Below are 26,066 nucleotides of genomic sequence, written 5' to 3' on the forward strand. Positions count from 1 at the left end.
GCGTCCTAGCCGGGGATGTCCTCGGTGCTCTCCGCCGCGATGTAGGTGTACGTGTGGTACGCCGCGCCGAGCTTCAGCTCGCTGGAGTCGATCACCTGGAGTTCTTCGAGCTCCCCGAATTCCTCATCGACGAGTTTCTCAGGAGATGCAGCAGTCATGATTTTCTCCCCTTCGCGAAGGTGATGGGAATGTGCTGCTTGCTGTGTAGGCGCTCACGCTAGCCACACCGCGCGCACATCAACAGCCCATACGACGTCGTTTGGGCGGGACGACATTCAGCCAGGTCAGCGGCTCATGAACGCGCTCCGACACCGGGGTGGCGCAGCAGCCGTCCACATGACCATGGCTCATAATCGCCGTCGCCACCGGGCGGTTCGGAAGGATGGCGGACAACGTCGCTGTGCTGCTGGAGGGCCGTTTGTACCGCCATGTCGACGCGGCCGTGGTCCGGGCGACGGTCCGGCGTCCCGACCACCGGATGGTCTGGCCGGACCTGACCGGCCCGTCCGCGCACCAGGAGTCGTGGCGGGCGTGGCTTCAACAGGTGTGGCAGCGGGCCGACTTCGCCGCCGCGGTCGAGTTCTCCAGCCCGGACCTGGCGAGACGGGTGCGGCAGATATGCGCCGGCGAGCCGGTGCCGGAACCAGCCGTGCGGCGGGCGGTGCTCTCGGTGACGCGCTATCTGCTGCGTGCCCGCTCACGTGCCACTCCGTTCGGCCTGTTCGCCGGTGTCCAGGCCGCCCGCACAGGGGCAACTCCCGTGCTGCGAGCGGGTACCGGGCACCGGACGGTCACCCGACCGGACGCGGTGTGGACCGCGGCTCTGGTCGACCGGCTGGAGGAACACCGCGTGCTCCGGACGCATGTGACGCTGCTCGCCTCCGGCCTCGCGTTCGAGCGCGACGGACGCCTGATGATCGAGTACCGCTCCAGCGGCACGGATGACGGTGTCCCCGCGCACGTGGGGATACGCGCGACCGGGCCGGTCCGCCTGGCCATGAACGGCGCGCGGACACCGGTTCTGTGGGCGGTTCTCGCCGAAAAGCTTTCCGCCGGCTTCCCGGACGCCTCGCCCACCGGAATCGAGAATCTGCTCGCCAACCTCCTGCGCCAGCGATTCCTGATCACCGGTCTGCGTCCCGCGGTCATGGCCTCCGACCCGATCGCCACCCTGCTCGGACAGGCACAGCACCTCCCCGCGGCCGACGTCACCGGACTGCGCGAGGTCGCGGCGGCCCTGGCACGGCACGACGACGCGACCGCCACCCCTGAGGGCGCCCGCGCCGCACGCGCACAGGTGACGGCCGCGATGACACGACTGTGTCCCGCTGCGAAACCCGCGCTCGCCCTCGACCTGCGCTTGGACTGGGACCTGGTGATCCCGGACGCGGTGGCCGAGGAGGCGGCGTCGGCCGCCGCGGTGCTCACGCGTCTGGCGCCACGGGCCGCGCTGAGTCCCGGGTGGGTCGCCTGGCACGGCCGCTTCCTCGACCGCTACGGCCCGGGAGCGGCGGTACCCGTCCTGGACGCCGTCGAGCATCTCGGCTACCCCTCCGGCTACCTCGGATCCGCAGCCGAGCCGACGGGCCCGATACTGACCACCCGCGACAGCCGGCTGCTGAAGCTCGCTTACACCGCCGCGACGAGCCACCGCCACCAGGTCCGACTCGACGACGCCGCGATCGACGAACTGGAGGTGGCGGATCCCGACAGGCCCGTGCAGCCCAGCACCGAGGTGACCGTGCGGATCCACGCCGAGAGTCAATCGGCCCTGGAGAAAGGGGAGTTCACGCTGCATGTCGTGGGGGTGGCCCGTGCCGCCGGAACGTCCACCGGGCGCTTCCTCCACCTCTTCGACGCCGACGACCGCCGCCGGATGACCGACGTCTACGCCGGCCTGCCCGGCGTACAACAGGACGCGCTGATCGCGCAGATCGGTACCACTCCGCTGTACGTCCGCTCGGCGAACGTCGCGCACACCCCGCGGATCGCGGAGTGGGTGATCCCGCTGGGCGACCACCACGGCCCGGGCGCGGGCCAGTTGCCCGTGACGGACCTGGCGGTGACCGCCGATGCCGAGCAACTGCACCTGGTCTCGCTCTCCCACCGCCGACCGGTGCACACGATGCTGCTGAACGCGGTGGATCTGACCCGGCACACCCATCCGCTCGCGCGGTTCCTGATCGAGGCACCGGTTGCACTGACCGTCCCGTGCACCGGGTTCTCGTGGGGAGCGGCCGTGTCCGGCCTGCCGTTCCTCCCCGCACTCCGCTACGGGCGCACCGTACTGTCCCCGGCCCGCTGGACACTCGGCCACGACGACCTCCCCGGCGCGCGGACGCCGTGGCAGCAGTGGGACGAGGCCCTGGCCGCATGGAGACGCGATGTTCGCCTGCCCGAGCACGTGTACCTGGGCGACGGAGACCGGCGCATGAACCTGGACCTGGCACAGCCCTCGCACCGTGTCCTGCTCCGTACCCATCTGGAGCGCGACGGCAAGGCGCTGCTCCGTGCCGCGCCGAGGCCCGGGGATCTGGGCTGGACCGGCGGCCGCGCCCACGAGATCGTCATACCCCTGGTCGCGGTGGACCGGACCCGCCCGCCGGTCCGTGGCACGGGCCACGTCGTCGGCCGCGAGCACGGCCGTCTCCCCGGCTGCGGCAACCTGCTCTCCGTCCGGTTGCACGGACACCGCGACCGGCAGGATGCGGTCCTGACCCGTCATCTGCCCTCCTTCCTGGGGGAGTTGGGCGAGCCTCCCTGGTGGTTCGTCCGCCACCGCGACCCCGAGGAACACCTTCGTCTGCGGCTGACCTGCGCGCCCGGTTCGCTCGGCACCGCTGTCGAGCAGGTCGGCGAGTGGACCCGGCGACTACGGCACGCGGGCCTGATCACTCACGCGAGCCTGGAGACCTACCATCCGCAGACCGCGCGCCACGGCGGCCCAGCGGCGACGGAAGCGGCCGAGGAGTACTTCGCCGCCGACTCGGTCGCCGTCCTCGCCCAGCTGACCGCGCAGGCCGGTCAAGGCGCTCCCGACGCCCGTGCGGTGACCGCCGCGAGCATGGTGGACATCGCCGTCGGTCTGCTGGGGGACGATGAGAAGGCGATGCGCTGGCTGATCGGGCACACCCGGACGGACAGGAGTGCTCCTCCCAGAACGGTCTACGACCAGACCGTCGCCCTGACGACAGCCCTCCTCACGCCCCGGGCCCCCGGTACCCCTGCGCCGGATGCGCGCGTCGCAGCGAGCTGGACCGCCCGCCGTGCCGCGCTGGCCGCCTACCGCACCGCGCTTGACGGCGCGGAAACGCCGCTCCCGCAGGACCTGTTGTCGGACCTGCTGCATCTCCACCACGTCCGCATGTGCGGGCCGGGGCTTCCTGAGGAGCGCGTACACCTGCACCTGGCCAGGGCCGCCGCGCTGAGCTGGACGGCACGGACGAACTGACGTACCCCGCGCGGCCGGGCAGCGACTTGCACAGTCGTCGCGGTGCGCGGCGGTGAAGCCGGAACCGGAGGTGAACCGGGACGTCCCGGTCCGCGTCGAAGGGGCATGCGGGTGCGCGGGCGCAGCGGCCGGGAGGTGCTGGGATGCGGTGGTGTGCCGGGGTGCGGATGGCCGTAGGAGCCGGTGTCCTGGTGGCGTGCGGCACGTCGGCGGGACGGGCGCCGTCGCCCTCCTCGTCCGTGAATCCGACCGGACGAAGCCCGTCCGCGGAGCCTTCCGCGACGCCCTCCGCCTCCGCGGCGAACTGTGCGTCCGGACGGGTCGAGGTCACGGTGAGCCCTGGTCACGCGGTCGTTCGGCGGTTGTGTGCGGGCGGGGGCCGTGGTGTCCCTCGTCCTTGAACCCCGTGTCGACGACAAGAGGTGGCGGGGGGTTCGGAGTTCCGCACCCGCCTTCGCCGTGGTGTCCGGATGGAGAGCGAGCGCCGAGGGCACGGCCCGGGCTTCGCTGCGCGGGCACCCGGGGCGGTACCGCCAGGATCACGGCAACCGCGAAGGCGCCAGACCTGGCGGGAGCGCCGCGAGTCGTCTTCACACTCGACCTGAGCGTGGTGCCGCCAACGCCTCGGACGAGACCTGTTCGACGTGGCGGAGCGACGGAGCGCAGGGCCATGGTTCCGGTGTCGCCGTGAACAAGCAGCAGATCGTGAAGAACTTCGGCCGTACGGCTGTGGTGACCAAGTTTCCTATGATCAAAATGTTCGTGACCTTCACCGACGGTTCGCACGCGGTCGGCGATGACGGGAGGGCCGGGGAGAAGTTCCGCGGCTGGGATGTGTGCGTGACCAACACGACCACGAAGCTGTGCCACAGTACCGGCGACGGCAGTTGAGCCGGTGTACGGCGGAGGACAGAGACAGTGGACTGGACCGAACTGCGGGACCTGCTGACCCGCTCGCCCAAGCCAGCCGTAGTGGGCCTTCACACCTCGATCCAGCCCCGGCGTGACAACGGAGACGGCTGGCCTTCCGCCAGCGTGGTTCGTACCTCCACACGCTTCGCCTACCGTCCTCCCCACGACTGGTTTCTCGACCACGGCAACGGAGACATCTCCCTCGACGTGCGTGAACCGGATGCGGGTCCCCGGGCGGAGGATGCGACGCGTGGGCTGGAATTCGGTGCACAGTTCCCGTGGGATCTTGCCCCCGAGCCGGCCCGCCTGATCTCCTCTGTGCCTAGTCCGGCGGTGACGGAGGCGACGAGCCAGGGCGAGCCGACGGCGGTACGCCACGACGGACGGGATGCCTGGGCGGTCACTCTGACAACGCCTTTCGTCCCTTACCCCTTGCGCGTAGTCGTCGATGCCCGGACCGGCATCCTTCTGGCGGCCGAGATCGAAGAGGCCGGGTACCGGGAAGAGATGTCGGAGCTGGAGTTTCCCGGAGAGCTGCCGGACAGTCGCCTCCAGTGGAGCGATGCCATGGCAGAGGCGGAAGAAGCCCACCAGCGTCGACGCGACGAAGTCGCCGCGCACCACGGCGAGGAGGCCCTGCCCGTCCCGGCCTTCTGGCCCGGCGGCCGCGGCCACTTCGAACCGCACGTGTTCGACGGCGACCTTGCCACCGGCGTGCTCGCGATCGACCTGTACAACGACGGGGCACCGCAAGAGACGCCTGCCATGGCGGTACTCGTCAGGCAACAGCTGGACACCGCGCACTTCGAGCCCGGCTGGGTCGCGGACCCGCAAGCCTTCGTCCACCGCTGGCAGGACGGCAACTGGCAGTGGACGTTGGCCCTGTGGGGACAACCGCTGTCCCCACAGCAACTGGAACGAGTCAAGGGCTCCATGCCCGAGAACTGAGAACGGCGACGACACAGGCCATCGACTCCGCTCCCTCAGGCGTGCAGGTCAGGGCGTCGGCGAGGAATTGGCGGACATCGGCGCGAGCTCCCGTTTGGCCTCACCGCGCATCTCTCGCACGGACTGACACTGTTCGTGGTCATCGCGGGTGCCGAACTGCTGCTGGGTCACCGGCGGCCATTCAGCCAGACGATTCGGCAGGTCAGGCTCGATGTCACCTCTGCCGTTGAGCTGATTCATGGTGTTCAGGCCGAACGCCTCGACGATCACAGGGGTGATCTCCGGATCGTGCGGGGCGGCGCACCTAGACGAGTAGTTCCGATTGTGGGGTTCACGGACGCAGGGAGGGTGTCCAACATCGGGTTGTGACGACCGATTTAGACACCCTCTTGACGGCACTGTACGTGCATGTCGATGACCATTTGAAGACACCGCGGTGGCGTGGGCGTCCGCCGCTGCTGACCGATGCCGAGCTGGTGACCCTGGCGGTGGCCCAGGCCGTCCTGGGCTTCCACTGCGAGGCCCGATGGCTGCGCTTCGCGCACGCTCACCTGCACAGAATGTTCCCGTACCTGCCGCAGCGGCCCGCGTACAACAAGCGCCTGCGAGCGGCTCTGCCCCTGGTCAAGCGGGTCATCCGGTCACTGGCAGCCGACACCGACCTGTGGCTGGACCCGCTGTGGGTCGTGGACTCCACGCCCGTCGAGTGCGCCCGCTCCCGGGAAACCGTGCGCCGCTCGGACCTGGCCGGCTGGGCCAACTACGGCTACTGCCGCTCCCACTCCCGTTTCTACTGGGGCCTGAAACTGCACCTGGTGTGCACCCCGGCCGGACTGCCCGTCACCTGGGCCCTCGCCGACCCGAAGATCGACGAACGGCAGGTGCTGGCCGCCCTGATCGACGAGGAGCCGCACCTGGCAGCCGCCCGGCCGGGCCTGCTGATCCTGGCGGACAAGGGCTACACCGCCGCCGAACTCGACCGCTTCCTCGCCGCCCGCGGCATCCAGCTGCTGCGGCCCTCCTACCGCAACCGCGGCACCCCACACCCCGCAGAAGCCCTGCTCAAGACCGTGCGGCAGCTGATCGAGTCGGTCAACGACACCCTCAAGGGCCAGCTCGACCTCGAACACCACGGCGGCCGGACCATCGAAGGCGTCGGCGTCCGCGTGGCCCAGCGGATCCTGGCGATGACCTGCGCGATCTGGCACAACCGCGCCATCGGCGCACCCATCACCAGGTCACTGATCGCCTACGACCACTGAGACACATCGGAACTACTCATCTAGTTCCCGACGGCAGGTTTTGTTGAATGCCTGGAGGTCTGGAATGCCTACGGCAGCGGCTACTGCGGGAATGGAGAGGGTGGTGGCGCGCAGCAGGTGGCGTGCCCGGTCCATGCGGCGGCGGCGAATGTAGGCGACAACCGTGTCGCCGGTCCCTGCGCGGAAGAGCCGGGTCAGGTGGTTGGGGGAAATACCGGCCACGCGTGCGATGGCCGGAACGGTGAGGGGCACTGCCAGATGCTCCTCGATGTGGGCGGCGGCGGCCGAGACGGCGGGATGAGGATGCCCGGGGAAGGGATGCGGCGAGGGACGCTCGGCAATGTGCCACAGCGCGGTCCATACGGCGGCGACCGCCCGGGCCGGGGTGGACGGGTGGGCCGTGATGGCCGCCCGCAGCAGTGAGGACAGCAGCGCGGCGTCGTCGCCTGTGTCCTGTGCGACCGGTACCGCGTGGGGCTGGCCCGTCTGCTGTATGCGCAGATGCGCGTACAGGTGCTCGGAGCGCCCGCGGTACGCGTAGCGCACCTCCGTGCCCGGCGGGATCAGACTGACCAGGCCTGGCCGGATGGCGTGAGTCGTGCCCCCGACGGTGAACTCGCCCGTGTAGCCGTAGAGATGGAGCTGCCAAAGCTCGGGCAGGCAGTACACGTCGTGTGAACTCGTGAGCCCGTGCACGCCGACGCCGAGGCCCGGGACGGCCGGCGGTTCGGAGAGATGGATCATCACATCGCGCATAGTGAAAATTTACCAGTGGATGCTGATTGCAGCCCACGACAGGGAGTCTTCTGCCTCATATCTTCATCGCATGAACACCAGTAAAGAGCTACTGACATCGGTGCAGATGGCCCGCTTCGTAGCGCATGGATTCCTGCGCATGGACGCGCTCGTGCCACCCGACATGAATGACGAGGCGATCGGGGTCCTCGACAGGGGGGTGCCACCGGTGCCCTACGGGACGCCGGTCGACCATGCCTTCGCCGAGGGGTCCTTCGCCCGCCGCCTGATCGAACTGCCGCAGATCGCGGGAGCGTTGCGCAGTCTCGTCGGAACGTCGCCGACCGTTGACCACCATGCGGTCCACATCCGTGAACCGCATGGCGGCGAAGCCCAGCCGCTGCACGCCGACGCCATCATCGACATACGGCCCGATGCGTTCGACGTACAGCTGATGTACTACCCGCAGGCGGTGACCGAGACCATGGGGGGAACCCTGTGCGTGCCCGGCAGTCATCTGCGGCGCACGAACGAGACAGACACCGGGCGCTACCAGAATCTGCGCGGACAGGTCCGGCTGACCTGTCCGGCCGGGACGGTGGTACTGCTTCACCACGGCATCTGGCACGGCGGGCGGCGCAACGACAGCGGCGTTCCCCGGTACATGTTCAAGATCCGCTTCAATCCGACCGCGCCACAGGTACGGCTCTGGGACACCGCTGACGTCCAAGACCCTTCAGTGGTGGCAGAGTTGAGCACGACGTTCCCCTGGTACGAGCACGCCACCGCCCGGCTGGAGATCCACAACCGGGTCCTGCTGTGGCGGGCGCTGACCGACGACCCTTCGTTCGACATCGACTACTGGGTCACCCGCGTGACCAACCGCCCCCCGCTCAGGAGCCTCGTATGACCCTCCGCCAGCATGTCCTCGTCCTGTACCTCGCGAACTCCGCACTCGACTCGCCGGTCGTCGGCTGGTCCCGCTACGACGGAACGGGCTCCTCCCGCCCGACGACCGGAGACGGTGACGAACCCCCGTACGACACAGGTCTGGCCGCCCTGCTGGACGGCTGGCGGCTGATCCAGGCGTCTCAGCTGCTGCCTCCCGTTCCCGGGCATGAGTACGGTACGTCGTTCCTCAAGCACGAGTTCCTCTTCGAGAAGCTGTGCACCGTGCCCGCGGACACGGCACCCTCAGACGCCCGGATCCAGAGTGAGCGGTCCTCGGTGTAGCCAGCGAACGCCGCCCGCGGCGCGGGGGCGGGAGCCGACCGTGGTGGGAGCAGTGGCCGCGGCGTCCAGACACGGGCAGGAAGTCCGCGCCGGTGGCACCACCGCCGAGAGGGGATCGGCCCGCTCTGGGCGGGATGCCGGGGTCCACAGGTGGTCGGTGTGTACACGAGCAGCATTTGAGGGTGCGTGCAGGCGCAGCCTTGTGGCGTCCTCGCAAGGGGTGTGGCCGCGATCACGGCGAAGACTCAGGTCACGCGCGCAGGCTTCTGCCCGGTGGCAAGGACTGCCTGACGCACGTGAAAGTCCGAACGGTAATCGCCTGTTGGCTCGTGGACCGGCCTCGGCGGCATCGGTCGCGCGGAGTCGACGGTGTCGCTGCCTGACGCATTATCAGGTGCGTGTGCTCGGCGGATGCTGCATGGGGAGCGCAGGCTGCGGCGTCTCCACGTTCGCTGCTGCATCGCAAGGTCAGGCATCACCCGCAGCCAGTGGGTTGGAGCACGGCGGCCCGGCCTGGGTGTGGGGTGCAGTGCACCGACATGTCGAACTGGGCTGTGCACAGAGCCGGTTTGAGGAAGGGGCCGTCCATGAACAGTCCGGGAGGGCGGGTGCTGGGCGGCCACGGCCTCGCGGAGCACGTCCCTCCCCCTCCGTTTCGGATCGTACAGGCTGACGGGCTCGGCGGCGTGGCCATTCGCACGCTTCCGCGCCCGTGCGCAGTCCCCTTCCGGGCCTCCCGCTGGGGCCATGTGACCGATAGCGGAGGGAGCTTCCGCCTGGGACGAGCCGCACCCGGCCGACGCCGCGTCTCCGGCTCAGGTCACTGGGGCCGCGGTGTCGGCTCGGTGTCCGACGCGGGGGACTGCGCGGAGTCTGGCCGGGCATCCGCTGTCTCCTTGTCGCGGGGTACGGCGATCGTCTTCCCCGGGGTGGCGGCCGGGCGGTGCAGTGGGCGGATCAGAGGTCCGGTGGCCGCCGTGGTGAAGAGCGCCATGATGACGAGCAGCGTGTACAGCCGCAGCCCGATCAGCCCGGCCTGCAACCCCACGTTCAGCACGATGAGCTCCGTGAGACCGCGCGTGTTGAGCAGCACACCGATCAGCAGGGAGTCGCGCCAGGGCAGTTGGGCGCCGCCCCGGGCCGACAGCGAGCCGGCGGCCACCTTGCCGACCACCGCGGCGACGCATAGCGCGAGGAGCAACAGCAGGTCTGAGGCGTGCAGTTCGCTGAGCCGCACCGACATTCCGGAGACCGTGAAGAACACCGGCAGCAGCAGGCTCCCGGTGCCCTGGAGAGGGCGTAGCACCTGGCTGTCGGGAACTCCGTCGCGCTGGCGGGGCATGATGGCGCCGGCCAGGAGCGCACCGAAGATCACATGCAGCCCGAGCGCGTTGGTGGCCCAGGCCGAGGCCAGCGTCAAAGCGGTGGCGACGGGGACGGGATCGGTCAGCAGGGAGCCGGGCCGTTCCATCCACCACACCAGCAGACGTCGTACGACGAACAGCATCACGAGAACGTAGGCCACCAGCAGGCCGATCCTGGTGAACCAGGCCCTCAGGGAGCCCTGCTCGCCGCCGATCAGACAGATGGCGAGTACGGGCCAGCTGAGCGCGTCGATGACGCCGGCGGCAGCCATCGCGATGGTGGCGGGCCGGCTGCCGGCGAGCCCCTGGTCCCTGATGATGCTGGCCAGCACGGGCACCGCCGTGATGGAGAGGGCGATCGCCATGTAGAGGGTGAAGGTCGCGTCGACCGGATGACCGCCGTTGACGGAACGGAAGGCTCCGGGAAGCAGTACGACGAGGCCGGCCCCCACCAGCATCGGCAGCGCGAACCCGCTGAGCGAGACGGTGGTCACCGCGCGGCGGTGGCGGAGCTGGCCGAGGTCGAGTTCGTAGCCGACGGCGAACAGGAAGAGTGCCAGGGCGACTTGGGCCAGTGCCGTCAGGACCGGTTTGATCTGCTCCGGGAACAGGGTCGCGTACACGTCGTGAGGTGCCAGTCCCAGCAGGCTCGGGCCGAGTGCGACACCGGCGAGCAACTGCCCGATGACAGGCGGCTGACGGAGCCGGCGTGCCGCTGCCCCCAGGGCCCACGAGGCTGTGATCACCAGCGCGAGAGCCGCGAGGGTGTGTGTGACGAGCGGGTCGGTGCCCACCGGTGTCTCCTTTTCGGCAAGTGCCGTGTTCGTGGGGGGCGGACGTTGTGTCGACAGGCACGGCCGGCTGCCTCGGGAGGGTCGGTCGGTGCCGCGCGGGCAAGTCCTGGCGCGGCACCGACCTGACCCGCCGTCACTCCGGCGGAGCGGTGGCGAGCAGGTGATCCGTCAGCTCTCGCAGCGTCGCCCGGCTGAGGATCTTGCCCACCGGCAGCAACACTCCGTGCGAGCGCTGCACTTGCTGTCGTAGCTGTGCCGCCATCAGTGAGTCGAGCCCCTGGCTGGTCAGATCCAGCTCCGGGTCGAGGTGGTCGGAGTCGACGCGCAGGATGGCGGCGATCCCGTCCCGGAACAGCCCCGCCCGGTCGAGGGCCGGCGCCCCCGAACCGGCCGTCCGGTCCGTGGTGTTCGCTTCCCGGCCGCTGCCCGCCCCTGCCGGAGTCGCGGGGGGCGCGGCAGTGGTCCCTGTTCCCGGCGCGTTCCCGGGAGCGGGCCGTGCTCGTGGGCCCGGTACTGGAGGATTCGGCCGGGCGGTGGGCTCGGGCCGGGACCGCGTCGTCCTCGGCGGGGCGGGCGCGGCGGCGACAGGGTTCCCCGGTGCGCCGTCCAGGACGTCCCGCAGGAACGGGGAAGCGGCCGCCGCCGGGTAGGTTGCCCGCCACTGTGCCCAGTCCACCGGCATCACCAGTGTGTCCCCGGCACCGGTGGCCAGCAGGTGGTCCAGGACCGCGAGCCCTGCCGTGGAGGTGAACCCGTTCATGCCCCGCGGGATCAGGTTCCGTCCCAGTCGCGCGCCCGCTCGCGCGGCCATGCCCCGGTCGGTCCAGAATCCCCAGTTCACCGACAACGCGGTGCGGCCCCGGCTGCGCCGCTCGCGGGCCAGGGCGTCGAGGCCCGCGTTGGCGGCGGCAGCCGCGGCGACGTGGGGCGACGCCAGCAGGGCGTTTCCGGAGGAGAACAGCACGAAGTGATCGAGGTCGTCGCCGAAGAGCCGGTCGAGGACTCGGCCGCCTTCCAGCTTGGGTCGTAGTACGGCCTCCAGATCCCGCAGTGTGGTCTCGCCGATCGGCTTGTACATGAACACGCCGGCGGTGTGGAAGACGCCCCGGACCTCCGGGTGACCGGTGGCACGGCGATGGTCGACCAGTCGGCGCATCGACCGTTCGTCCGCCGCGTCCACCGGGGCGTACTGCACCTCGGCGCCCTGAGCGCGCAACTCCTTCACCAGGGTGCCGACATCGCCTCCGGCCGCCGCGACCGCACCCGGCAGGGAACGGCCGGTGAGCAACAGGTGCCGGGCGCCGTGCGCGACGAGCCAGCGGGACAGTTCGGATCCGATGCCGCCGGCGCCGCCGGTCACCAGATGGGTGACGTCCGCCCGCATCCGTGTCGGTACGGGCGGATCGGCCGGAGGTGTGCGCAGATCCACCAGCACCCTGCCGGTGTGCCGGGCCGCGAGCATGTCGTCGAATGCCTGACCGGCCGCGTCCAGCGGATACACCTCGGCCGGCAGCGGGGCGAGTTCACCGGCCGCGATCAGGCGCAGCACGCGATCGAGCAGCACCCCGGCCCGCTCGGGACGCTCGCGGCACAGGGCGGCGATGTCGAGAACGTGGAAGGAACCGCCGTGCGGCAGGTCGAGCGGACCTGTCGGGTGGTCGTCGGACGGATTCCGCTCGGCCAGTTCCACATAGCGCCCGTACGGGGCGAGCATGCCCAGACTCTGGTCGGCGGCTGTGCCGGTCAGCGAGTTGAGGATGACGTCCATGCCCGTGCCCCGCGTCCCGGCCAGCAGCGGACCGGCGAAGTCGCCCCGGGAGTCGGCCACATGGGCCACGCCCATGGTCCGCAGGAGGGCCCGTCGTTTCTCGCTGCCGGCGGTCGCGTAGATCTCGGCGCCCCGCCACCGCGCCACCTGGAGCGCGGCAAGGCCCACGCCGCCCGTGGCCGAGTGGATGAGGATCTTCTCGCCCTCGCGCAGTGCGGCCAGCTCCACCAGGGCGTACCAGGCGGTCAGATAGGGGATCGGTACGGTGGCGGCCTCGGCGAGGCCGACCGAGTCGGGCAGACGGTGGGTCAGCCGGCGATCGGCGAGGACCCGCGTGGCCAGCCCCGGCCGGGCGACCGCGACCACACGGTCGCCCACGGCCACTCCCCGTACCGCCGCGCCGACAGCCGTCACCGTCCCGGACGTCTCCCGGCCCAGCCGGCCGTCGTCGTGGTCCTGGCGCGGCCCGGCCGCTCGGAGCACGTCACGGAAGCCCACCCCGCCGTAGGCCGCGGCGATCTGCACCTCGTCGGCCGCCGGCGGTCGCGCCGTGGACACCGTGCGCACCGGGTGCGGACCACGGTCGGGGGCCGGCACCAGCTCAGTGACGTCGCCGGAGCCGGGCACCGGTGCGGGGCGCTGCAGCCGCAGGACGAAGCGCTCGCCCGCGCGCAGCGCGACCTGGTCCTCGCTCGCGTCGACGGCCGCGATCTCCCGGTCCAGGGCCTCGGTCTGCTCCACGCCCCGGGCCGGATCCAGATCGACGAGCGTGTGCCGTACGGCGGAGAGTTCAGCTGCCGCGGTACGGCCGAAGCCCCACACGGCGTACTGCTCCGGATCGGGGGCCCCGTCCGCCTCCACGACGGTCTCCGCGCCCCGGGTCACGAGGACGAGCCGGGGGAGGGGGCCCTCCCACCGCGCCGTGGACAGCGCCTGTTCCAGCAGCAGCGCGCTCCCCAGGCCCAGCGGAACCTCGCCCATCGGCCGTGACGCCTTCAGGCTCCACAGGTGCACCACGGCGGCGATCCCGTCAGGGTGGTCACGGGCGACCTCGCGCAGCAACCGGGCGTAGTCGTCGAGACGGGACGGGTCGATGCGATACGTCGTCCCGTCGTCGCCGCGCGCGAAGCGCTCCCCGGGCCGTACGGCGATCCGCGCGCCCTGCGCCGGGGTCAGCCGCGGCCCGAACTCCTCGTCCTCGAAGACCAGCCAGGCGCCTACGGCCGGTTCCCGCGCGGCCGCAGGCGTGGAGTGCGGGAGCCAGCGGGGCCGGTAGAGCCAGTCGGTCAGCGGTCCGGGTTCCTCCCGCCGCACCAGCCAGCGGATGCGCAGGCCGCGGAACTCGGCCAGCAGCGTGCCCTTTTCGTCCCGGACAGTGACGTCACCGCTGAACGACTCGGCCGTCAGGTCACGTTGCACCACGTGGCTGTACAGGGTTCCGGTCAGCGGCCCGTGCCTGCGGAAGGCGTCGATGGAGCCCAGCACGAAGGCATGCTGGTCGCCGGGTACGGCAGTGTCGGGCAGGGTGGCCGCGAGCACCTGTCCGCAGGCGTCGAGGACCGCCGGATGGACGTGGTGCCGCTCGTCACCGGACAGACCGGGCGGGACGATCTCGGCGAGAGCCTCGTCGTCGCCGCGCCACACTTGGCCGATGCCCCGGAACACGCCGTGCCAGTCGTTGCCGCGAGCCGCGAACCGGCGGTAGAAATCGGCGCCGGTGAGGTGGTCGGGGACCCGTTCGGCGATCCGCCGGGACGTCTCCTGAGCGACGTCGAGCACACGTGTGCCGGCGGGTGTCTCCTCGACCTGGGCACGCGCGTGCCGGGTCCACGCGGTGCCGTCGAGGGTGGTGACGTCGAAGGCCCAGGCCCGCCCGCCCGGCCGGAGCGTCACCCGCAGTGCCGGCGGGTTCTCGGGGTCGAGGAAGAGCGCCTTCTCGTAGCGGATGTCCGTGACGACGACCTCGTCGCCGATCGCCTGGGCGGCGGCGGCCACCGCCAGCTCCAGGTAGGCGGTGCCGGGCAGGATGATCAGCCCCTGTACCCGGTGGTCCAGGAGATAGGCGTTGCGGTCCAGGTCGACGGGGCCCTCCCAGCGGTGGGTGCCGTCGTCGAGGACCGTGTGCGCACCCAGGAGGGGATGCCCGGCCGGGATGTCCGTCCTGCTCGTCCCGGCGGCCGGTCCGAACCAGAACTCGGTGCGTTGCCAGGGGTAGGCGGGCAGCGGGACGCAGGCGGCCGGGCCATCGAACAGCGCGTCGAGACGTATCGGGTATCCGGCCTGGTGGAGCTGGCCGACCGAGGTCAGCAGGGCGGTCGGCTCGTCGCTGCCGCGCAGCAGCGACGGCACCACCTGGTCGTCGGCGCGTGCGGCGGGCAGGCACTCCTTCACTGCCGCGGCGAGGACCGGGTGCGGGCTGATCTCGACGACGGCCGCCGCCTCGCAATCGGCGGTCTCGATGTCGACGGCCGCGTGGAAGCGAACCTCGTCGCGGAGGTTGCGCACCCAGTAGGCGGCGTCCAGTTCCGCACCGGTCAGCAGGTCTCCGGTCACCGTCGAACGCAGGGGTGTCTCGCCCGCGCGCGGCCGGATCGACTCCAGGGCGGTGCGCAGCGTGTCCAGCAGAGGGTCGACATGACTGCTGTGCGAGGCCACGTCCACCTTGACGATCTTGGTGAACACGTCCCGCTCGGTGAGCGCGTCCAGCACCTTCTCCACCGCCGGGGTGCTGCCCGAGACGATGGTGCGCCGCGGGCCGTTGCTCACCGCGACGTCGACGTCCGGCACGTCGGCGAGTTCCCGCCGCAGTTCGTCGGCGGGCAGGTCCACCGCGGCCATGGTCCCCGTGCCGGCGATGGTCCTGAGCAGGGCGCTGCGGCGGCAGATCACCGCCGCGCCGTCGGCCAGCGAGAGCGCGCCCGCGGTGCAGGCGGCGGCGACCTCGCCCAGGCTGTGACCGATCACGACATCGGGCGTGACGCCCCACGACCGCCACAGCGCCGCCAGACCGACCTCGACCGCCCACAGCAGCGGTTGCACGACGTCGATGGTCCACTCCGCCTCGTCGCCGGTCGTCAGCTGCTCGATCACCGACCAGCCGCGTTCGGCGCGCACATGCCGGTCGCACTCCTCGACGGTCTCCCGGAACACCGGCGAGGTGCGCAGCAGGCGCCGTCCCATCCCGGACCACTGCGAGCCCTGGCCGGGGAACACGAAGACGGTCTTCCAGCGCGCCGCGGTCCTGGCGGCCACGATCGGCCGGCCGTTGCGCAACTGCTCGACGGCGTGGTCGTGTTCGGCGGCCAGAACGGTCATGCGGTGCCGGTGGTGCGTACTGCGGGCCAGGCTGCTGAAACTGACATCGCGCAACGGATGCCGACGGCCCTCTCCGTGCGGTCCGAGGAAGTCCGCCCAGGCGGCGGCGAGTTCACGCAGCGCGGTAGGCGTCCGGGCGGACAGGGCGATCAGGTGCGCACGGGATTCGTCGTTCTGTGGTGTCACGGGCGCGGGCCGGTGCTCGCCGAGGACGACATGGGCGTTGGTGCCCGAGATGCCGAACGAGCTGACGGCCGCGTACCGCGGCGCACCGTCCCGGCCCCACTCCCGGGTGGCCTGCGGGATCTCCAGCGCCATGCGGTCCCAGTCCACCGCGTCGGTCGGTCTGCCGCTGTGCAGACTGGGCGGGACCACGCCGTGCGCCACGCACAGTGCCGCCCTGATGAGCGCGGCGATACCGGCGGCCGCCTCGGTGTGTCCGATGTTCGTCTTCACGGAGCCGATCAGCACGGGGTCCGCGCCCGTGCGGCCCGCGCCGGTGCCGTAGACCGCGTCCAGGGCGCGCAGTTCGATCGGGTCGCCGGTAGGGGTGCCGGTGCCGTGCGCCTCGACGAAGCCGACGGAGCGCGGGTCCACGTCGCCGCGCGAGCAGGCGTGCCGCATCGTGTCGATCTGGGCGCTCTGCGAGGGCGTCATCAGATACCCGCTGCTGCGGCCCTCGTTCTCGACCGCCGAACCGTGGATGACCGCGTGGATCCGGTCGCCGTCCGCCTCGGCCGCCGCCAGCGGCTTGAGGACGACGACGCCGACGCCGTCGCTGCGCACGAAGCCGTCGGCGTCGGCGGCGCCGAACTTGCACCGGCCGTCCGGGGACAACATGTCCGCCTGGGAGAACGTGATGCTCTCCTCCGGTGTGAGCACCAGATTGACGCCCGCGGCCAGGGCGAGGGTCGCCTCCCCGCCGCGCAGCGCGGCGCATGCCTGGTGCACGGCCACCAGCGAGGACGAGCAGGCGGTGTCGACGGAGGTGCTCGGGCCGCGCAGATCGAAGAAGAACGACAGACGGCCGGACAGGACGCTGCGCGACGTACCGGTGTTGGCGTAGATGTCCAGTGCTCCGGCGGCCCGCAGCAGATCCCAGTACTCGGCCGTCCGCTGTCCGACGACGACCGCGGTCGGGCTGCCCGCGAGCCCGTCCAGCGTCAGCCCGGCGTCCCGCACGGCGGCCGCGGCGGTCTGGAGCAACAGCCGCTGTTGCGGGTCCATGTGGCTCGCCTCGCGCCCGGAGATGCCGAAGTAGGAGGCGTCGAAGCTCCGGATGTCGGGCAGGAAACCGCCGCGACGGCTCACGATCCGCCCCGGGGTGCGAGGGCGCGGGTCGTGGAACGTGTCGATGGGGAAGCGGTCGGCCGGGACGTCCGACGTGGCGTCGACCCCGTCGAGCTGCATCCGCCAGAACGCGGGGACGCCGTCGGCGCCGGGGAACTCGCATGCCATCCCTACGATGGCGATCGGCTGCGGGGCGGCCGGGTCCTGCTGCTGCGCGGTCACGCGGCACCTCCTGTCGGCGTCGTCAATTCCTAGATCCAGGACGGCAGTTCGGTGATGGTGAGGACCACGGCCGCGGCCGACCAGCCCGGCGCGCCACCGAACAGCAGGACATGGTCGCCCGCGTCCAGGCGCCCGGTGCGCAGCAGATGGTCCAGGGCGATGAGCTGGTCGCTGGACGAGGCGTGTCCGATACCGCAGCCGAATTCCCACTGCGACTGCGAGACGTCCAGGCCGAGCGGTTCCATCACACAGTTGCGTGTGGTGGCCTCGTCGCCGTTGGGCACCAGCACCCAGCGCAGGTCGGAGGCTTTGACCCCGGCCTCGTCCAAGGCGGCCAGCGCCGTCTCGGAACAGGCCTTCGCTATGCCGTCGGCGACGCTCATCCCGCCGACCTCCCGCACCCGCTCGTTGAACTGCTGGGCGCGCGCCACGGTGTCGATGCGACGGCCCGCGGATCCGGTGGGCGGGAACAGCGGCTCGTCGCCGCGCGTCATCGCCTCGAACTCCGGATAGACCCGGGAGACGACCGCGTCGACCCGGGCGAAGCCGCCCCTCGCGCTGAGGACGACGGCGCTGGCCGCATCGGCGGCGATCACACCCATCGGCCCGCTGTCCCAACGGTTGAACAACGGTGAGGTGAAGTTGTCCGCCGTGGTCAGCAGGATGTCCGGCCGACTGCCCGACTGGTGGGGCAGCAGGCCGGCGGCCAGTTCCACACCGGCGAGCATGCTGTTGCATCCGTTGCGGATCTCGGTGCCTGTCGCCCCCGTGATACCCAGCTCCCGCATGACGTAGGCCGACGGCGACCACATCTCGGGGCCCTGGAAGAACGTGGAGCCGTGCAGCACCGTACCGATCACGGTGTGCCCGCCCGCGGAGTGGCCCAGCGCTGTGCGCGCGGCGCGTACGGCCATGTCGGGCGGTGCCTCCGGCCCGGCGACGAGCACACTTCGCAGACCGCTCTCGGCGAAGACCGTGGCGTCGTAGAGGCCCGCGGCGACCGCCTCGGACGCCGGGTAGGGCTCCGGCAGCCAGCAGCCGAGACCGGCGAGGAACATGCTGGGCGGTTTCACACGTACCTCCCCGTGCGGTGTTCGCGGGTCGCGGCACGCTCCGCGTGCGGGGGCCGGGCACTGTTCACGACGATGCACCACTTTCTGCTACGGATCGGACGGGAACGGCGGCTGCCGCTCCCGGTGCGTTCGCCCTCACGGCGGACCGCTGTCGGACCGAAGGACACCGGGAGCCCGGTACGCGGGCCGGGCCCCTCCTTTCGACGCACCCCACCGGACACCGCGCACGGATCCCGGCCGGACCGGACGCCGCCCCCCGGCCGTGCCGCGGCCACCTCGCCCGGCGACGGCTCCGGCTGTCGGACGAGCGTTCCCGGAGGCCCGGTGTCCCGTCTCATCCGGCGCCCCGGGGACCGGCGGGCGCTGCTTCCGTGTCCACCAGGCGGGCGAGCCGTTCCACGGTCAGACCGGTCAGGCCCGGTACGCCGAGGGCCACCGGTTCCGCCGTCGGCGCGACCGCGACGGTGACGCATCCCGCGGCCCGTCCCGACCGCAGCCCGGCCGGCGAGTCCTCGACCACCACACACCGCCCCGGCGCGATGCCGAGCCGGGCTGCGGCGGTGAGATACGCCTCCGGATCCGGTTTCGGACGCCGCACCTCGTCGCCCGCCACGGTCACGGCGAACCCGGCCCCGCCCAGCGAGGGCAGGACGGCGTCCACCATCGCCCGGTACGAGGACGACACCAGCGCACACGGGACACGGGCCCGGCGCAGCGCCCCGAGCAGGCCGACGGCGCCGGGCAGCGGGACGACACCGAGACGCAACCTGTCCAGCACGCGGCCTTCGACGCGCGCGTACAGCTCCGGCGCGGGCACCGGTGCCGGCATGAGGGTGGTCAGTCGGGCCAGGTTCCCGGCGACATCACGGCCCCGCAGTTCCTCCGGCCGGATCACCGCCCGCACACCGGACGCGGCCAGCTCCTCCGCCAGGGCTTCCAGCAGGAGGACCTCGGTGTCGACGAGGGTTCCGTCCATGTCGAACAGAACCGCCCATGACGCGGTCAGAACAGTGCCCGGGAGCTGAGGGACACCTTCATCTTTCCCAGCAGCGGGTGCCAGAGATGGTCGGGGTCGGCCTCCACGGCGGCGATGAAGTCACGCATCGCGGTCAGCGCGGCCGGCTCCTGCTCGTCGTAGACGTCGCCCTGGAGCAGTTTCAGGACGTCGATGCGGTAGCGGGGGTCCTGGACGAAGGCGGTGAACAGGATGTTCAGCCGGTAGTAGATGGAGATGAACTCGTACCAGCTGGACACACCCCGCCGCAGCTTCGTCACGTAGTTCCCGAACCGGGCGGCCTTGAAGTCACCGGCCTCGGCGGCGGCGATGATGTCGGCGCAGGCCAGCCGGGCGCTGTTCATGGCGACGCTGACACCGCTGGAGAAGATCGGGTCGACGAACCGGGCGGCGTCGCCGATCATCACCATCGAGTCGTCGCACACCTTGCGCATGCCGTAGCTGTAGTCGCCCTCGGCCTTGAAGGGGCGCACCCGCTCGGTCTTCTTCAGCGCGTCGTGCAGCAGGGGCCTGCTGGCCACCGAGTCCCAGAAGAAGCTTTCGAGGTCGTCCTTCCCCTCCCGGAACCGGGCCTTGTGGGTGACGACGCCGACCGACGTGATCGTGTCGGTGATGGGGATCTGCCACACCCAGGTGTCACTGAGCGGCAGGAAGTGGATGAAGATGTACTCCGCCTGGTTCTCGCTGTTCGCCAGGGCCTCCCGGTCGAGTCCCTCGAACCAGCTGTGCACCGCGTACTGGTTGAACACCGGGTCGGGCACCTTGACCTTCAGCTGCCGCCCCAGCAGGGTGCCGCGTCCGCTGGCGTCGACGACCATCCGCACCGGCACCTCGGCGGTGGTCCCGCCGAGCCCGACCCGCAGCACGGGACGCGCGCTGTCGGCGAAGTCCACGCCCCGCACCCGCACCCCGGAGAACACCTTCGCCCCCAGGCTCTCCGCGTGCTTGAGCAGGATGTGGTCGAACCGGCCGCGGTCCACATGGAAGGTGTAGTCGCGGTCCACGCCCAGCTGGTCGCGTTCGTTGAACAGCACGTCGGCAGCCCCGAGACCGTGGTCGTGAACCTGGAAACCGAGCGGGTCCACGTCGTCCGCGTTGGCCGACGTCCACGCGGCCCCGTACTTGCGCGGAAAGCCCGCCGCCTCGATCTTGTCCATGGCGCCGATCTCCAGCAGCACCGGAGTGGTCGCCGGCACCAGGGACTCGCCCACGTGCTCCCGGGGGAAGAACTCGCTGTCGAAGACCGCGACCGAGAGCCCCGCCCTGGCCAGGTAGGACGCGGCGGTGGAACCGGCCGGCCCGCCGCCGATGATGCCGATGTCGTAGTCGTACGTCATCTGTGCTCCTGTCAGCGCGAGAGGTCAGAGGGAGGCGGTCTGCGAACGGAGCAGCAGGATCAGGTCGGTGATCGACTCCAGCGACCGGAAGTGCTCACCGGTCATGTGCACGGGCGGCACCCGCACGCCGTACGTGGTGCGGATGTGCGCCAGCAGACGGGCGGTGCGCACCGAGTCCAGCACTCCCAGTTCCAGCAGTGGACTGTCGGCGGTGAGCAGGTCGGACGGCACACCCGTGGCGAGTTCCTCCCGCACATAGCGGAGCAGGCCTTCGAGCAGCGTCGCGCGGTCAAGGTCCGTCATGGTGATGGTTCCTCCGGGTGTCAGAGCCGTGCCGACGCACGCGCCACGACGTACCTCGTCGGCAGCTCCAGCGGCTGCCCGTCGGAGGTGCGCTCCGTGGTGTGCAGGGCGATGTCGCCGTCGACGACGACATCGAATCCGTTTCCTTCCAACAGCAGCCGCAGCCGCCCGTCGTGGGCGGGGGCGATACGGGAGCCGAAGTCGAAATGGGCCGCCAGCCCGGCCGTCTTCGGCAACTGCGCACCCCCGGCGAGCAGTTCGGCGACGTACCATCCGGTGCGCTCGGTCAGCTCCTGGGCGAACAGGACTCCCGTCCCGCCGAGCAGCAGCCGGATCGTCGCCAGCATGTCCGTACGGTCGTCCGGGCCGAGCTGGTGCAGCACACCGCGCATGTAGACGTTGGCGTCGCCGAACTCCGCGCGCAGGGCTGTCACGGTGTCCGCGTCGAGCAGGTCGGCCCGGCGGTAGACGACGTTGGGCGCCGGGTGCGTGGCGGCGGCCAGCGCGACCGCGGCCTCGGCGATGTCCAGTCCCACGACCCGTCCGAAATGACCCGCCAGCCACTGCGTCTGCCGTCCGCTGCCGCACCCGAGATCGATCAGGGGCAGCGACGGATCGGCGTGGCTCTGGAACAGCGGCAGATGCCGGGCCGCGGTCAGCCGGGGCGAGGAGTCCCAGAGAGCTGATCCGGGCTCCGCGGGCAGCGTCGACCAGAAGGCGTCCCAGACCGCGCCCGTCATACGGCCGCTCCCGACGCCACCAGGTCACCGAGCGCGGCCCGGTCGACCTTGCCGTTCGCGGTGCGGGGGAAGCCGCTGACCGTGTGCAACGCGTCGATGGTCATGTACGGCGGCAGGAAGTCGGAGCAGTGCTGTCGCAACTGCGCGAACCCGGGTGCACAGCCGGGCTCGGGGACCACCACGGCGTGCAGCCGCGCGTCGAGACCGGCGCCCACGACGAACACCACCGCGTCGCGCACCGCCTCGTGCGCCATCAGTACGCCGCTCACCTCGGCCGGCTCCACCCGGTGGCCGCGGACCTTCGCCATGTCGTCGATCCGGCCCCGGAACTCCAGCCGGCCGTCGGCGTCGTAGCGGCCGAGATCACCGGTACGGTACGGCCCGGTCCGTGGCCTGCCACCCCAGTAGCCGAGCATGACGGTCGGACCGTCGACCACGATCTCGCCGTCCTCCAGCGACACCGTGTCCCCGCCCGCGGCCGACCCGATCGGGATGTCCGTGGTGCGCGCGAGATCGGCGGCCGTCACCTCGTACGAGGTGCACACGTTGGTCTCCGTCGGCCCGTACCAGTTGAGCAGGCGGACGTCCGGCCAGCCGCGGCGCAGGTCCTTCAGCGGCTTCAGCGGAAAGCGTTCGCCGGCGAAGACACAGGCACGCAGCGCCCCCGGGCCGCGCTCCAGCAGGCCGCCGTACTCGGCCATGAGCACCAGGGCGGACGGCACCGAGTACCAGACCGTGATCCCGCTCTCCCACACGAAGTCGACCAGAGGCTCCGCGGCCCGCGCGAGGGTCTCACCGACGAGGTGCACCGACGCGCCGGCCCGGAAGGCTCCGTAGAGGTCGAAGACGGACAGGTCGAAGCCGAACGAGGCATGGTTCGCGAGCCGGTCGGCCGCCGTCAGGCGCAGCTCCCCGCAGGCCCAGTCGACGAAGGAGAGCGCGCTCCCGTGGCTCACGCAGACGCCTTTCGGCTGCCCTGTCGACCCCGAGGTGTAGAGGATGTACGCCGGATCGGCCGACCGGACCGGATGCGGGACGGTGTCCGGGCCGTGGGCCGCCTCCCGGAAGAGATCCGCGCAGGGTACGCACACGGCGCCGGGGACGCGTTCACCGTGGTCCGTGACGACGAGGGCCGGGCGGGCATCCGCCGCAATCCGGGCGACCCGCCGCACCGGGTTGCCGCGTGGCACCGGAACATGGATCGCGCCGCACCGTAACACCGCCTGTGCGACGGCCACCGACTCGGCCGTCTTGTCCGTCCACACCAGGACGCGGTCGCCCGGCCGGACTCCGCGACCTCGCAGCGCGGCGAGGAAGGTGTCGGCACGTGCGTCCAACTCGCCGTAGCTGAGGCCGGAGACGAGGTCGCGGACCGCGAGGGCGTCCGGTGTCCGGGCGGCCGCGTCGACCACCGGGCTGTAGAGGCTCACAGTCCCATCTCCCGCGCGATCAGCTGACGTTGGATGTCAGACGTGCCGGAGAAGGTGGTGGCCGGGGCTGCGTCGCGCACCTGTTCCTCGATCCCGTGCTCCGTCAGGAAGGCGCGGCCCCCGAAGATCCGGGAGGCGTCGAGCGAGGTGGCGACCGCGGCTTCGGAGACCGCCAGTTTCGCCAGGGCGACCCACAGCGAGGGGTCCTGGCCGGCGTCGATCTCGGTGCAGGCCCGGTAGAGCAGGAGCCGTCCGCTCTCCAACCGCAGTCTCATGTCCGCCAGCCGGTCCGCGACCGGCTGGAAGTCGGCCAGCCGCTTTCCGAACTGCCGCCGCTCCCGGGCGTGTTGGACGCATCGCCGGATGAGACGTTCCTGCTGGCCCAGATAGATCGCGAACAGGCAGGAACGCTCCCACAGCATCGACGTCCGGAACACCACCTGTCCCTGACCCGGGCTTCCCAGGACCCGGTCGTCCGGCACGAAGCAGCGGTCGAAGCGGACTTCGCCGGTTTGGCAGGCGACCAGGCCGGACTTCCGCATCGGCTCTCCCGCGACCAGTCCCAGGGAGTCGCGGTCCACGGCGAAGGCGGTGGAGGCGAAGTAGCCGCCGTCCGGATTCGTCGTCGCGTAGGTGACGTAGAGACCGGCGACCGGGCCGTTGCTGACGAAGCTCTTGACGCCGTCGAGGAGATATCCGCCGTCGACCCGGGTGGCCGTGGTCGCCAGCCGGGAGATGTCCGATCCCGCGTCCGGCTCCGTCATGGCGTTCCCCGCCGTCAGTTCGCCCGAACACAGAGCGGGCAGCAGGGCCTTGCGCGTCTGCGGTGACGCGAACTCCAGCACCGGCCTGACACAGGCGAAGAGATGGGCCGCGGCGGCGAACAGCAGTCCTGTGTCGGCGCCGCCGTCGCTCGCTCCCTCGTACAGCAGGGCCGTGTCGAGAGCACCGAATCCACCGCCACCGTGTTCCTCCGGGACGGCCGCACCTAATAATCCGAGAGCGGCCATTTCCTTCCAGGTTTCCCCGTGCCGTCTGATGGCGGCGGAACCGGGGGAGGATATTTCCGGCGCAGCCGTCCGAATTCGATCGTATCGTTCCTGCTGTTCAGCGCTCAGGCTGAAATCCATGAGACGCCTTTCATAAAACCACGGCCGGGTGGATATTGGACCAGTGCGGAGTCTCGATGATCTCGATCACGGCGCACGCGATATTCAGTCCAGGCCCCACGCCGAGCATCAGGAAATGATCCCCGTGCTGCAGTTCGCCCGAAAGAAGAAGCTGTTCCAGCGCCACCAGCTGATCGCTGGCACCGATATGGCCCACGGTGCGTCCCTGTTCCCATGTCGAAAGGGACATCGGTAGGCCCAGCGGTATCATCGCGCGGCCTTCGACGCGTTCCCGCGATCCGTTCGCATAGGCGACGCGAGAGATGTCGTCCATCGTGATTCCGGCTTCGTCGAGGGTGCGGTCGACGAGTTCGTCCTGTGCCGCGACGAGTTTCAGCGGGCCGGCCGGGTCCCGGTCCGGTCCGTCCAGCCAGCGGTCCTTGGAGTCGCCGAAGTCGAGCTTCCCCGGCCGGCCGGCTCCCGGGGGGAACAGCGGCTCGGAGCCGCGGTGCATGGCCTCGTACTCGGGGAGGGTGACGGCGTTGACGGACTTGAGCCGGGCGAAGCCCTCGCGCCGGCTCAGGACCACGGCACAGCCGGCGTCGCCCATGACGAAGTGCGGGCTGAAGCGCCAGCGTTCCAGCAGGTCGGAGGTGAAGTTGTCACCTGAGGTGACCAGGGCCGCCTCGTGCTCGGGCGTGGCCATGAGATGCCCCGCAGCGAGTTCCAGCGCGGAGAACATGCCCATGCAGCCCTGTCTGACCTCCGCGGCGGTCGCCCGGCCGGCACCCGTTTGCCGCTGCACGTAGTACTGCGGACACCAGCCGTGGGGGCCCTGGTACCAGACGCTCACATAGAGCAGCAGGCTGAGGGACTCGGGGTTCTGGCCGGCCCGTTCGAGCGCTTCCCGGCATGCCCGTACCGCCATCTCGGGGGCGGGGACCTCGCCGGCGACGGTGACACTGGTGATTCCGTACCGCTCTGCCGCGGTCCGGTCGATCAGTCCCCGTTCGACCGCCCACCCGATGGGAACCCGGTCGGGAAGATAGGATCCCAGACCGCTGATCAGCACATCGGACGCTTTCATGACCGACCCCGAAATCTCTCGTTCGTATGTCGTGACGAATTGGCGGTTGATGACTGAGGGCACGTGGAATTGCGGCGGGACTTGGGTGTGTGTATCCGCCGTGACAACGTTTTCCCTCATCGCGAGGATGTCCGAAGATCTCGATGAGAAAAGGTGAGCAGAAGCCGAGGAAGGGGCAGGAAAAGAGTGCGCAAAAAATACTGACCTATTACGGAACGTTCCGTTCGATCAGTCCCCCGAGAGGGTGCGTCAGGCCGCTTGAGGTAGTGGACGGTCTCTTCTGAGCATCGAATCGCTCATGCGCAAAACCTTGGATCCCGGACCTGTCATGTTGTGACCGTCGGGTGAAATTCCTCAAGTAAGGGTGCACTCCGTTTCCGTGTGCGTCAAGACGCTGGGGGCGCAGGCGAGGTGAAAGGTGAACAATGCGGTTCTTGAGGGTGGAGAGGAGGGAGGAGCCTCGGGGCCGGCGGGCCGGCGGGCGGGCGGGCGCGGGGCGGGGCTCAGGCGAGCCAGGGGCGGGCGACGGACCGGTCGTTTGCGGGGTTGCTTAGTACTCCAGCTGTAGATCTTGATCTTGGCCTGTGGGCGGACAGCCTCTCGGGTCGGTAGGTCAGCTTCTGCTGGCCGCTGGCAGGTAGACCGGGCCCGGTGGAACAGGCACTATGCGCCGGTGAG

General features: G+C 70.6%; 19 protein-coding genes. 6 read left to right on the forward strand and 13 right to left on the reverse strand.

All coding sequences use genetic code 11. The annotated features are described in order from the left end of the window. Nucleotides 1-5: 5 nt before the first annotated feature. Nucleotides 6-158, reverse strand: coding sequence for a hypothetical protein (locus OG407_RS49550; protein WP_328686170.1), 153 nt, complete (start codon nt 156-158; stop codon nt 6-8). Between the two features lie 224 nt (nt 159-382). Here OG407_RS49550 and OG407_RS49555 point away from each other — a divergent pair, with 224 nt between their 5' ends. The 3 genes from OG407_RS49555 (at nt 383) to OG407_RS49565 (ending at nt 5,311) form a co-directional block, all read left to right on the forward strand. After that, on the forward strand, nt 383-3,451 hold the full coding sequence (locus OG407_RS49555) for a lantibiotic dehydratase (protein WP_405868059.1): 3,069 nt from the start codon (nt 383-385) through the stop codon (nt 3,449-3,451). Nucleotides 3,452-4,138: 687 nt separating this feature from the next. Then, nucleotides 4,139-4,342 carry a hypothetical protein gene (locus OG407_RS49560; RefSeq protein WP_405868061.1) on the forward strand — a complete coding sequence of 68 codons (204 nt, stop codon included), beginning with the start codon at nt 4,139-4,141 and terminating at the stop codon, nt 4,340-4,342. 27 nt (nt 4,343-4,369) lie between these two features. Next, on the forward strand, nt 4,370-5,311 hold the full coding sequence (locus tag OG407_RS49565) for a hypothetical protein (RefSeq protein ID WP_405868063.1): 942 nt from the start codon (nt 4,370-4,372) through the stop codon (nt 5,309-5,311). A gap of 48 nt (nt 5,312-5,359) precedes the next feature. Here OG407_RS49565 and OG407_RS49570 read toward each other — a convergent pair whose 3' ends face one another. Further along, nucleotides 5,360-5,581 carry a hypothetical protein gene (locus tag OG407_RS49570; protein ID WP_405868065.1) on the reverse strand — a complete coding sequence of 74 codons (222 nt, stop codon included), beginning with the start codon at nt 5,579-5,581 and terminating at the stop codon, nt 5,360-5,362. Nucleotides 5,582-5,676: 95 nt separating this feature from the next. Between OG407_RS49570 and OG407_RS49575 the strand changes: the two genes are divergently transcribed. Next, nucleotides 5,677-6,573: an IS982 family transposase gene (locus tag OG407_RS49575; RefSeq protein ID WP_405854185.1), complete on the forward strand. Its 897-nt coding sequence runs from the start codon at nt 5,677-5,679 to the stop codon at nt 6,571-6,573. Between the two features lie 12 nt (nt 6,574-6,585). On the opposite strand, the gene OG407_RS49580 is transcribed toward OG407_RS49575, so the two are convergent. Further along, on the reverse strand, nt 6,586-7,329 hold the full coding sequence (locus OG407_RS49580; protein ID WP_405868067.1) for a helix-turn-helix domain-containing protein: 744 nt from the start codon (nt 7,327-7,329) through the stop codon (nt 6,586-6,588). A gap of 70 nt (nt 7,330-7,399) precedes the next feature. Between OG407_RS49580 and OG407_RS49585 the strand changes: the two genes are divergently transcribed. Both OG407_RS49585 and OG407_RS49590 read left to right on the forward strand, forming a co-directional pair. After that, nucleotides 7,400-8,218 carry a phytanoyl-CoA dioxygenase family protein gene (locus OG407_RS49585; RefSeq protein ID WP_405868980.1) on the forward strand — a complete coding sequence of 273 codons (819 nt, stop codon included), beginning with the start codon at nt 7,400-7,402 and terminating at the stop codon, nt 8,216-8,218. After that, a complete protein-coding gene (locus OG407_RS49590; protein WP_405868069.1) occupies nt 8,215-8,541 on the forward strand; it encodes a hypothetical protein in 327 nt (108 codons plus the stop codon). Before OG407_RS49585 ends, OG407_RS49590 begins: the two co-directional genes overlap by 4 nt. Before the next feature lie 820 nt (nt 8,542-9,361). On the opposite strand, the gene OG407_RS49595 is transcribed toward OG407_RS49590, so the two are convergent. From OG407_RS49595 to OG407_RS49640, 10 genes are all read right to left on the reverse strand, one after another. Continuing rightward, the gene (locus OG407_RS49595) at nt 9,362-10,699 is read right to left on the reverse strand and encodes a cation:proton antiporter (protein ID WP_405868071.1); all 1,338 of its coding nucleotides are present in this window, start codon (nt 10,697-10,699) and stop codon (nt 9,362-9,364) included. Between the two features lie 133 nt (nt 10,700-10,832). Continuing rightward, entirely contained in the window at nt 10,833-17,294 is a 6,462-nt protein-coding gene (locus OG407_RS49600) for an SDR family NAD(P)-dependent oxidoreductase (RefSeq protein ID WP_405868073.1), read from the reverse strand. A 29-nt stretch (nt 17,295-17,323) separates the two neighbouring features. Next, entirely contained in the window at nt 17,324-18,367 is a 1,044-nt protein-coding gene (locus OG407_RS49605) for a ketoacyl-ACP synthase III family protein (protein ID WP_405868075.1), read from the reverse strand. Nucleotides 18,368-18,701: 334 nt separating this feature from the next. Further along, complete coding sequence (locus tag OG407_RS49610) at nt 18,702-19,373, reverse strand: HAD family hydrolase (RefSeq protein ID WP_405868982.1); 672 nt, start codon at nt 19,371-19,373, stop codon at nt 18,702-18,704. Continuing rightward, nucleotides 19,370-20,719 carry an NAD(P)/FAD-dependent oxidoreductase gene (locus tag OG407_RS49615; RefSeq protein WP_405868077.1) on the reverse strand — a complete coding sequence of 450 codons (1,350 nt, stop codon included), beginning with the start codon at nt 20,717-20,719 and terminating at the stop codon, nt 19,370-19,372. The genes OG407_RS49610 and OG407_RS49615 overlap by 4 nt, the downstream gene beginning before the upstream one ends. Nucleotides 20,720-20,743: 24 nt before the next feature. Next, entirely contained in the window at nt 20,744-21,022 is a 279-nt protein-coding gene (locus OG407_RS49620; protein ID WP_405868079.1) for an acyl carrier protein, read from the reverse strand. Between the two features lie 20 nt (nt 21,023-21,042). Beyond that, nucleotides 21,043-21,762: a class I SAM-dependent methyltransferase gene (locus OG407_RS49625; RefSeq protein WP_405868081.1), complete on the reverse strand. Its 720-nt coding sequence runs from the start codon at nt 21,760-21,762 to the stop codon at nt 21,043-21,045. Beyond that, entirely contained in the window at nt 21,759-23,192 is a 1,434-nt protein-coding gene (locus OG407_RS49630) for an amino acid adenylation domain-containing protein (RefSeq protein WP_405868083.1), read from the reverse strand. Before OG407_RS49630 ends, OG407_RS49625 begins: the two co-directional genes overlap by 4 nt. Then, nucleotides 23,189-24,322, reverse strand: coding sequence for an acyl-CoA dehydrogenase family protein (locus OG407_RS49635; RefSeq protein WP_405868085.1), 1,134 nt, complete (start codon nt 24,320-24,322; stop codon nt 23,189-23,191). Before OG407_RS49635 ends, OG407_RS49630 begins: the two co-directional genes overlap by 4 nt. Before the next feature lie 10 nt (nt 24,323-24,332). Next, entirely contained in the window at nt 24,333-25,388 is a 1,056-nt protein-coding gene (locus OG407_RS49640) for a ketoacyl-ACP synthase III family protein (RefSeq protein ID WP_405868087.1), read from the reverse strand. Nucleotides 25,389-26,066 lie beyond the last annotated feature (678 nt).

The organism is Streptomyces sp. NBC_01515, from assembly GCF_045040345.1.
Taxonomy (GTDB): Bacteria; Actinomycetota; Actinomycetes; order Streptomycetales; family Streptomycetaceae; genus Streptomyces.

Excerpts from the sequence above, each read along its gene's own strand:
- OG407_RS49585 (WP_405868980.1), top strand. The coding sequence starts at position 7,400 with ATGAACACCAGTAAAGAGCTACTGACATCGGTGCAGATGGCCCGCTTC.
- OG407_RS49620 (WP_405868079.1), bottom strand. The coding sequence starts at position 21,022 with ATGACGGACCTTGACCGCGCGACGCTGCTCGAAGGCCTGCTCCGCTAT.
- OG407_RS49615 (WP_405868077.1), bottom strand. The coding sequence starts at position 20,719 with ATGACGTACGACTACGACATCGGCATCATCGGCGGCGGGCCGGCCGGT.
- OG407_RS49640 (WP_405868087.1), bottom strand. The coding sequence starts at position 25,388 with ATGAAAGCGTCCGATGTGCTGATCAGCGGTCTGGGATCCTATCTTCCC.
- OG407_RS49580 (WP_405868067.1), bottom strand. The coding sequence starts at position 7,329 with ATGCGCGATGTGATGATCCATCTCTCCGAACCGCCGGCCGTCCCGGGC.
- OG407_RS49550 (WP_328686170.1), bottom strand. The coding sequence starts at position 158 with ATGACTGCTGCATCTCCTGAGAAACTCGTCGATGAGGAATTCGGGGAG.
- OG407_RS49555 (WP_405868059.1), top strand. The coding sequence starts at position 383 with ATGGCGGACAACGTCGCTGTGCTGCTGGAGGGCCGTTTGTACCGCCAT.
- OG407_RS49625 (WP_405868081.1), bottom strand. The coding sequence starts at position 21,762 with ATGACGGGCGCGGTCTGGGACGCCTTCTGGTCGACGCTGCCCGCGGAG.
- OG407_RS49635 (WP_405868085.1), bottom strand. The coding sequence starts at position 24,322 with ATGGATTTCAGCCTGAGCGCTGAACAGCAGGAACGATACGATCGAATT.
- OG407_RS49590 (WP_405868069.1), top strand. The coding sequence starts at position 8,215 with ATGACCCTCCGCCAGCATGTCCTCGTCCTGTACCTCGCGAACTCCGCA.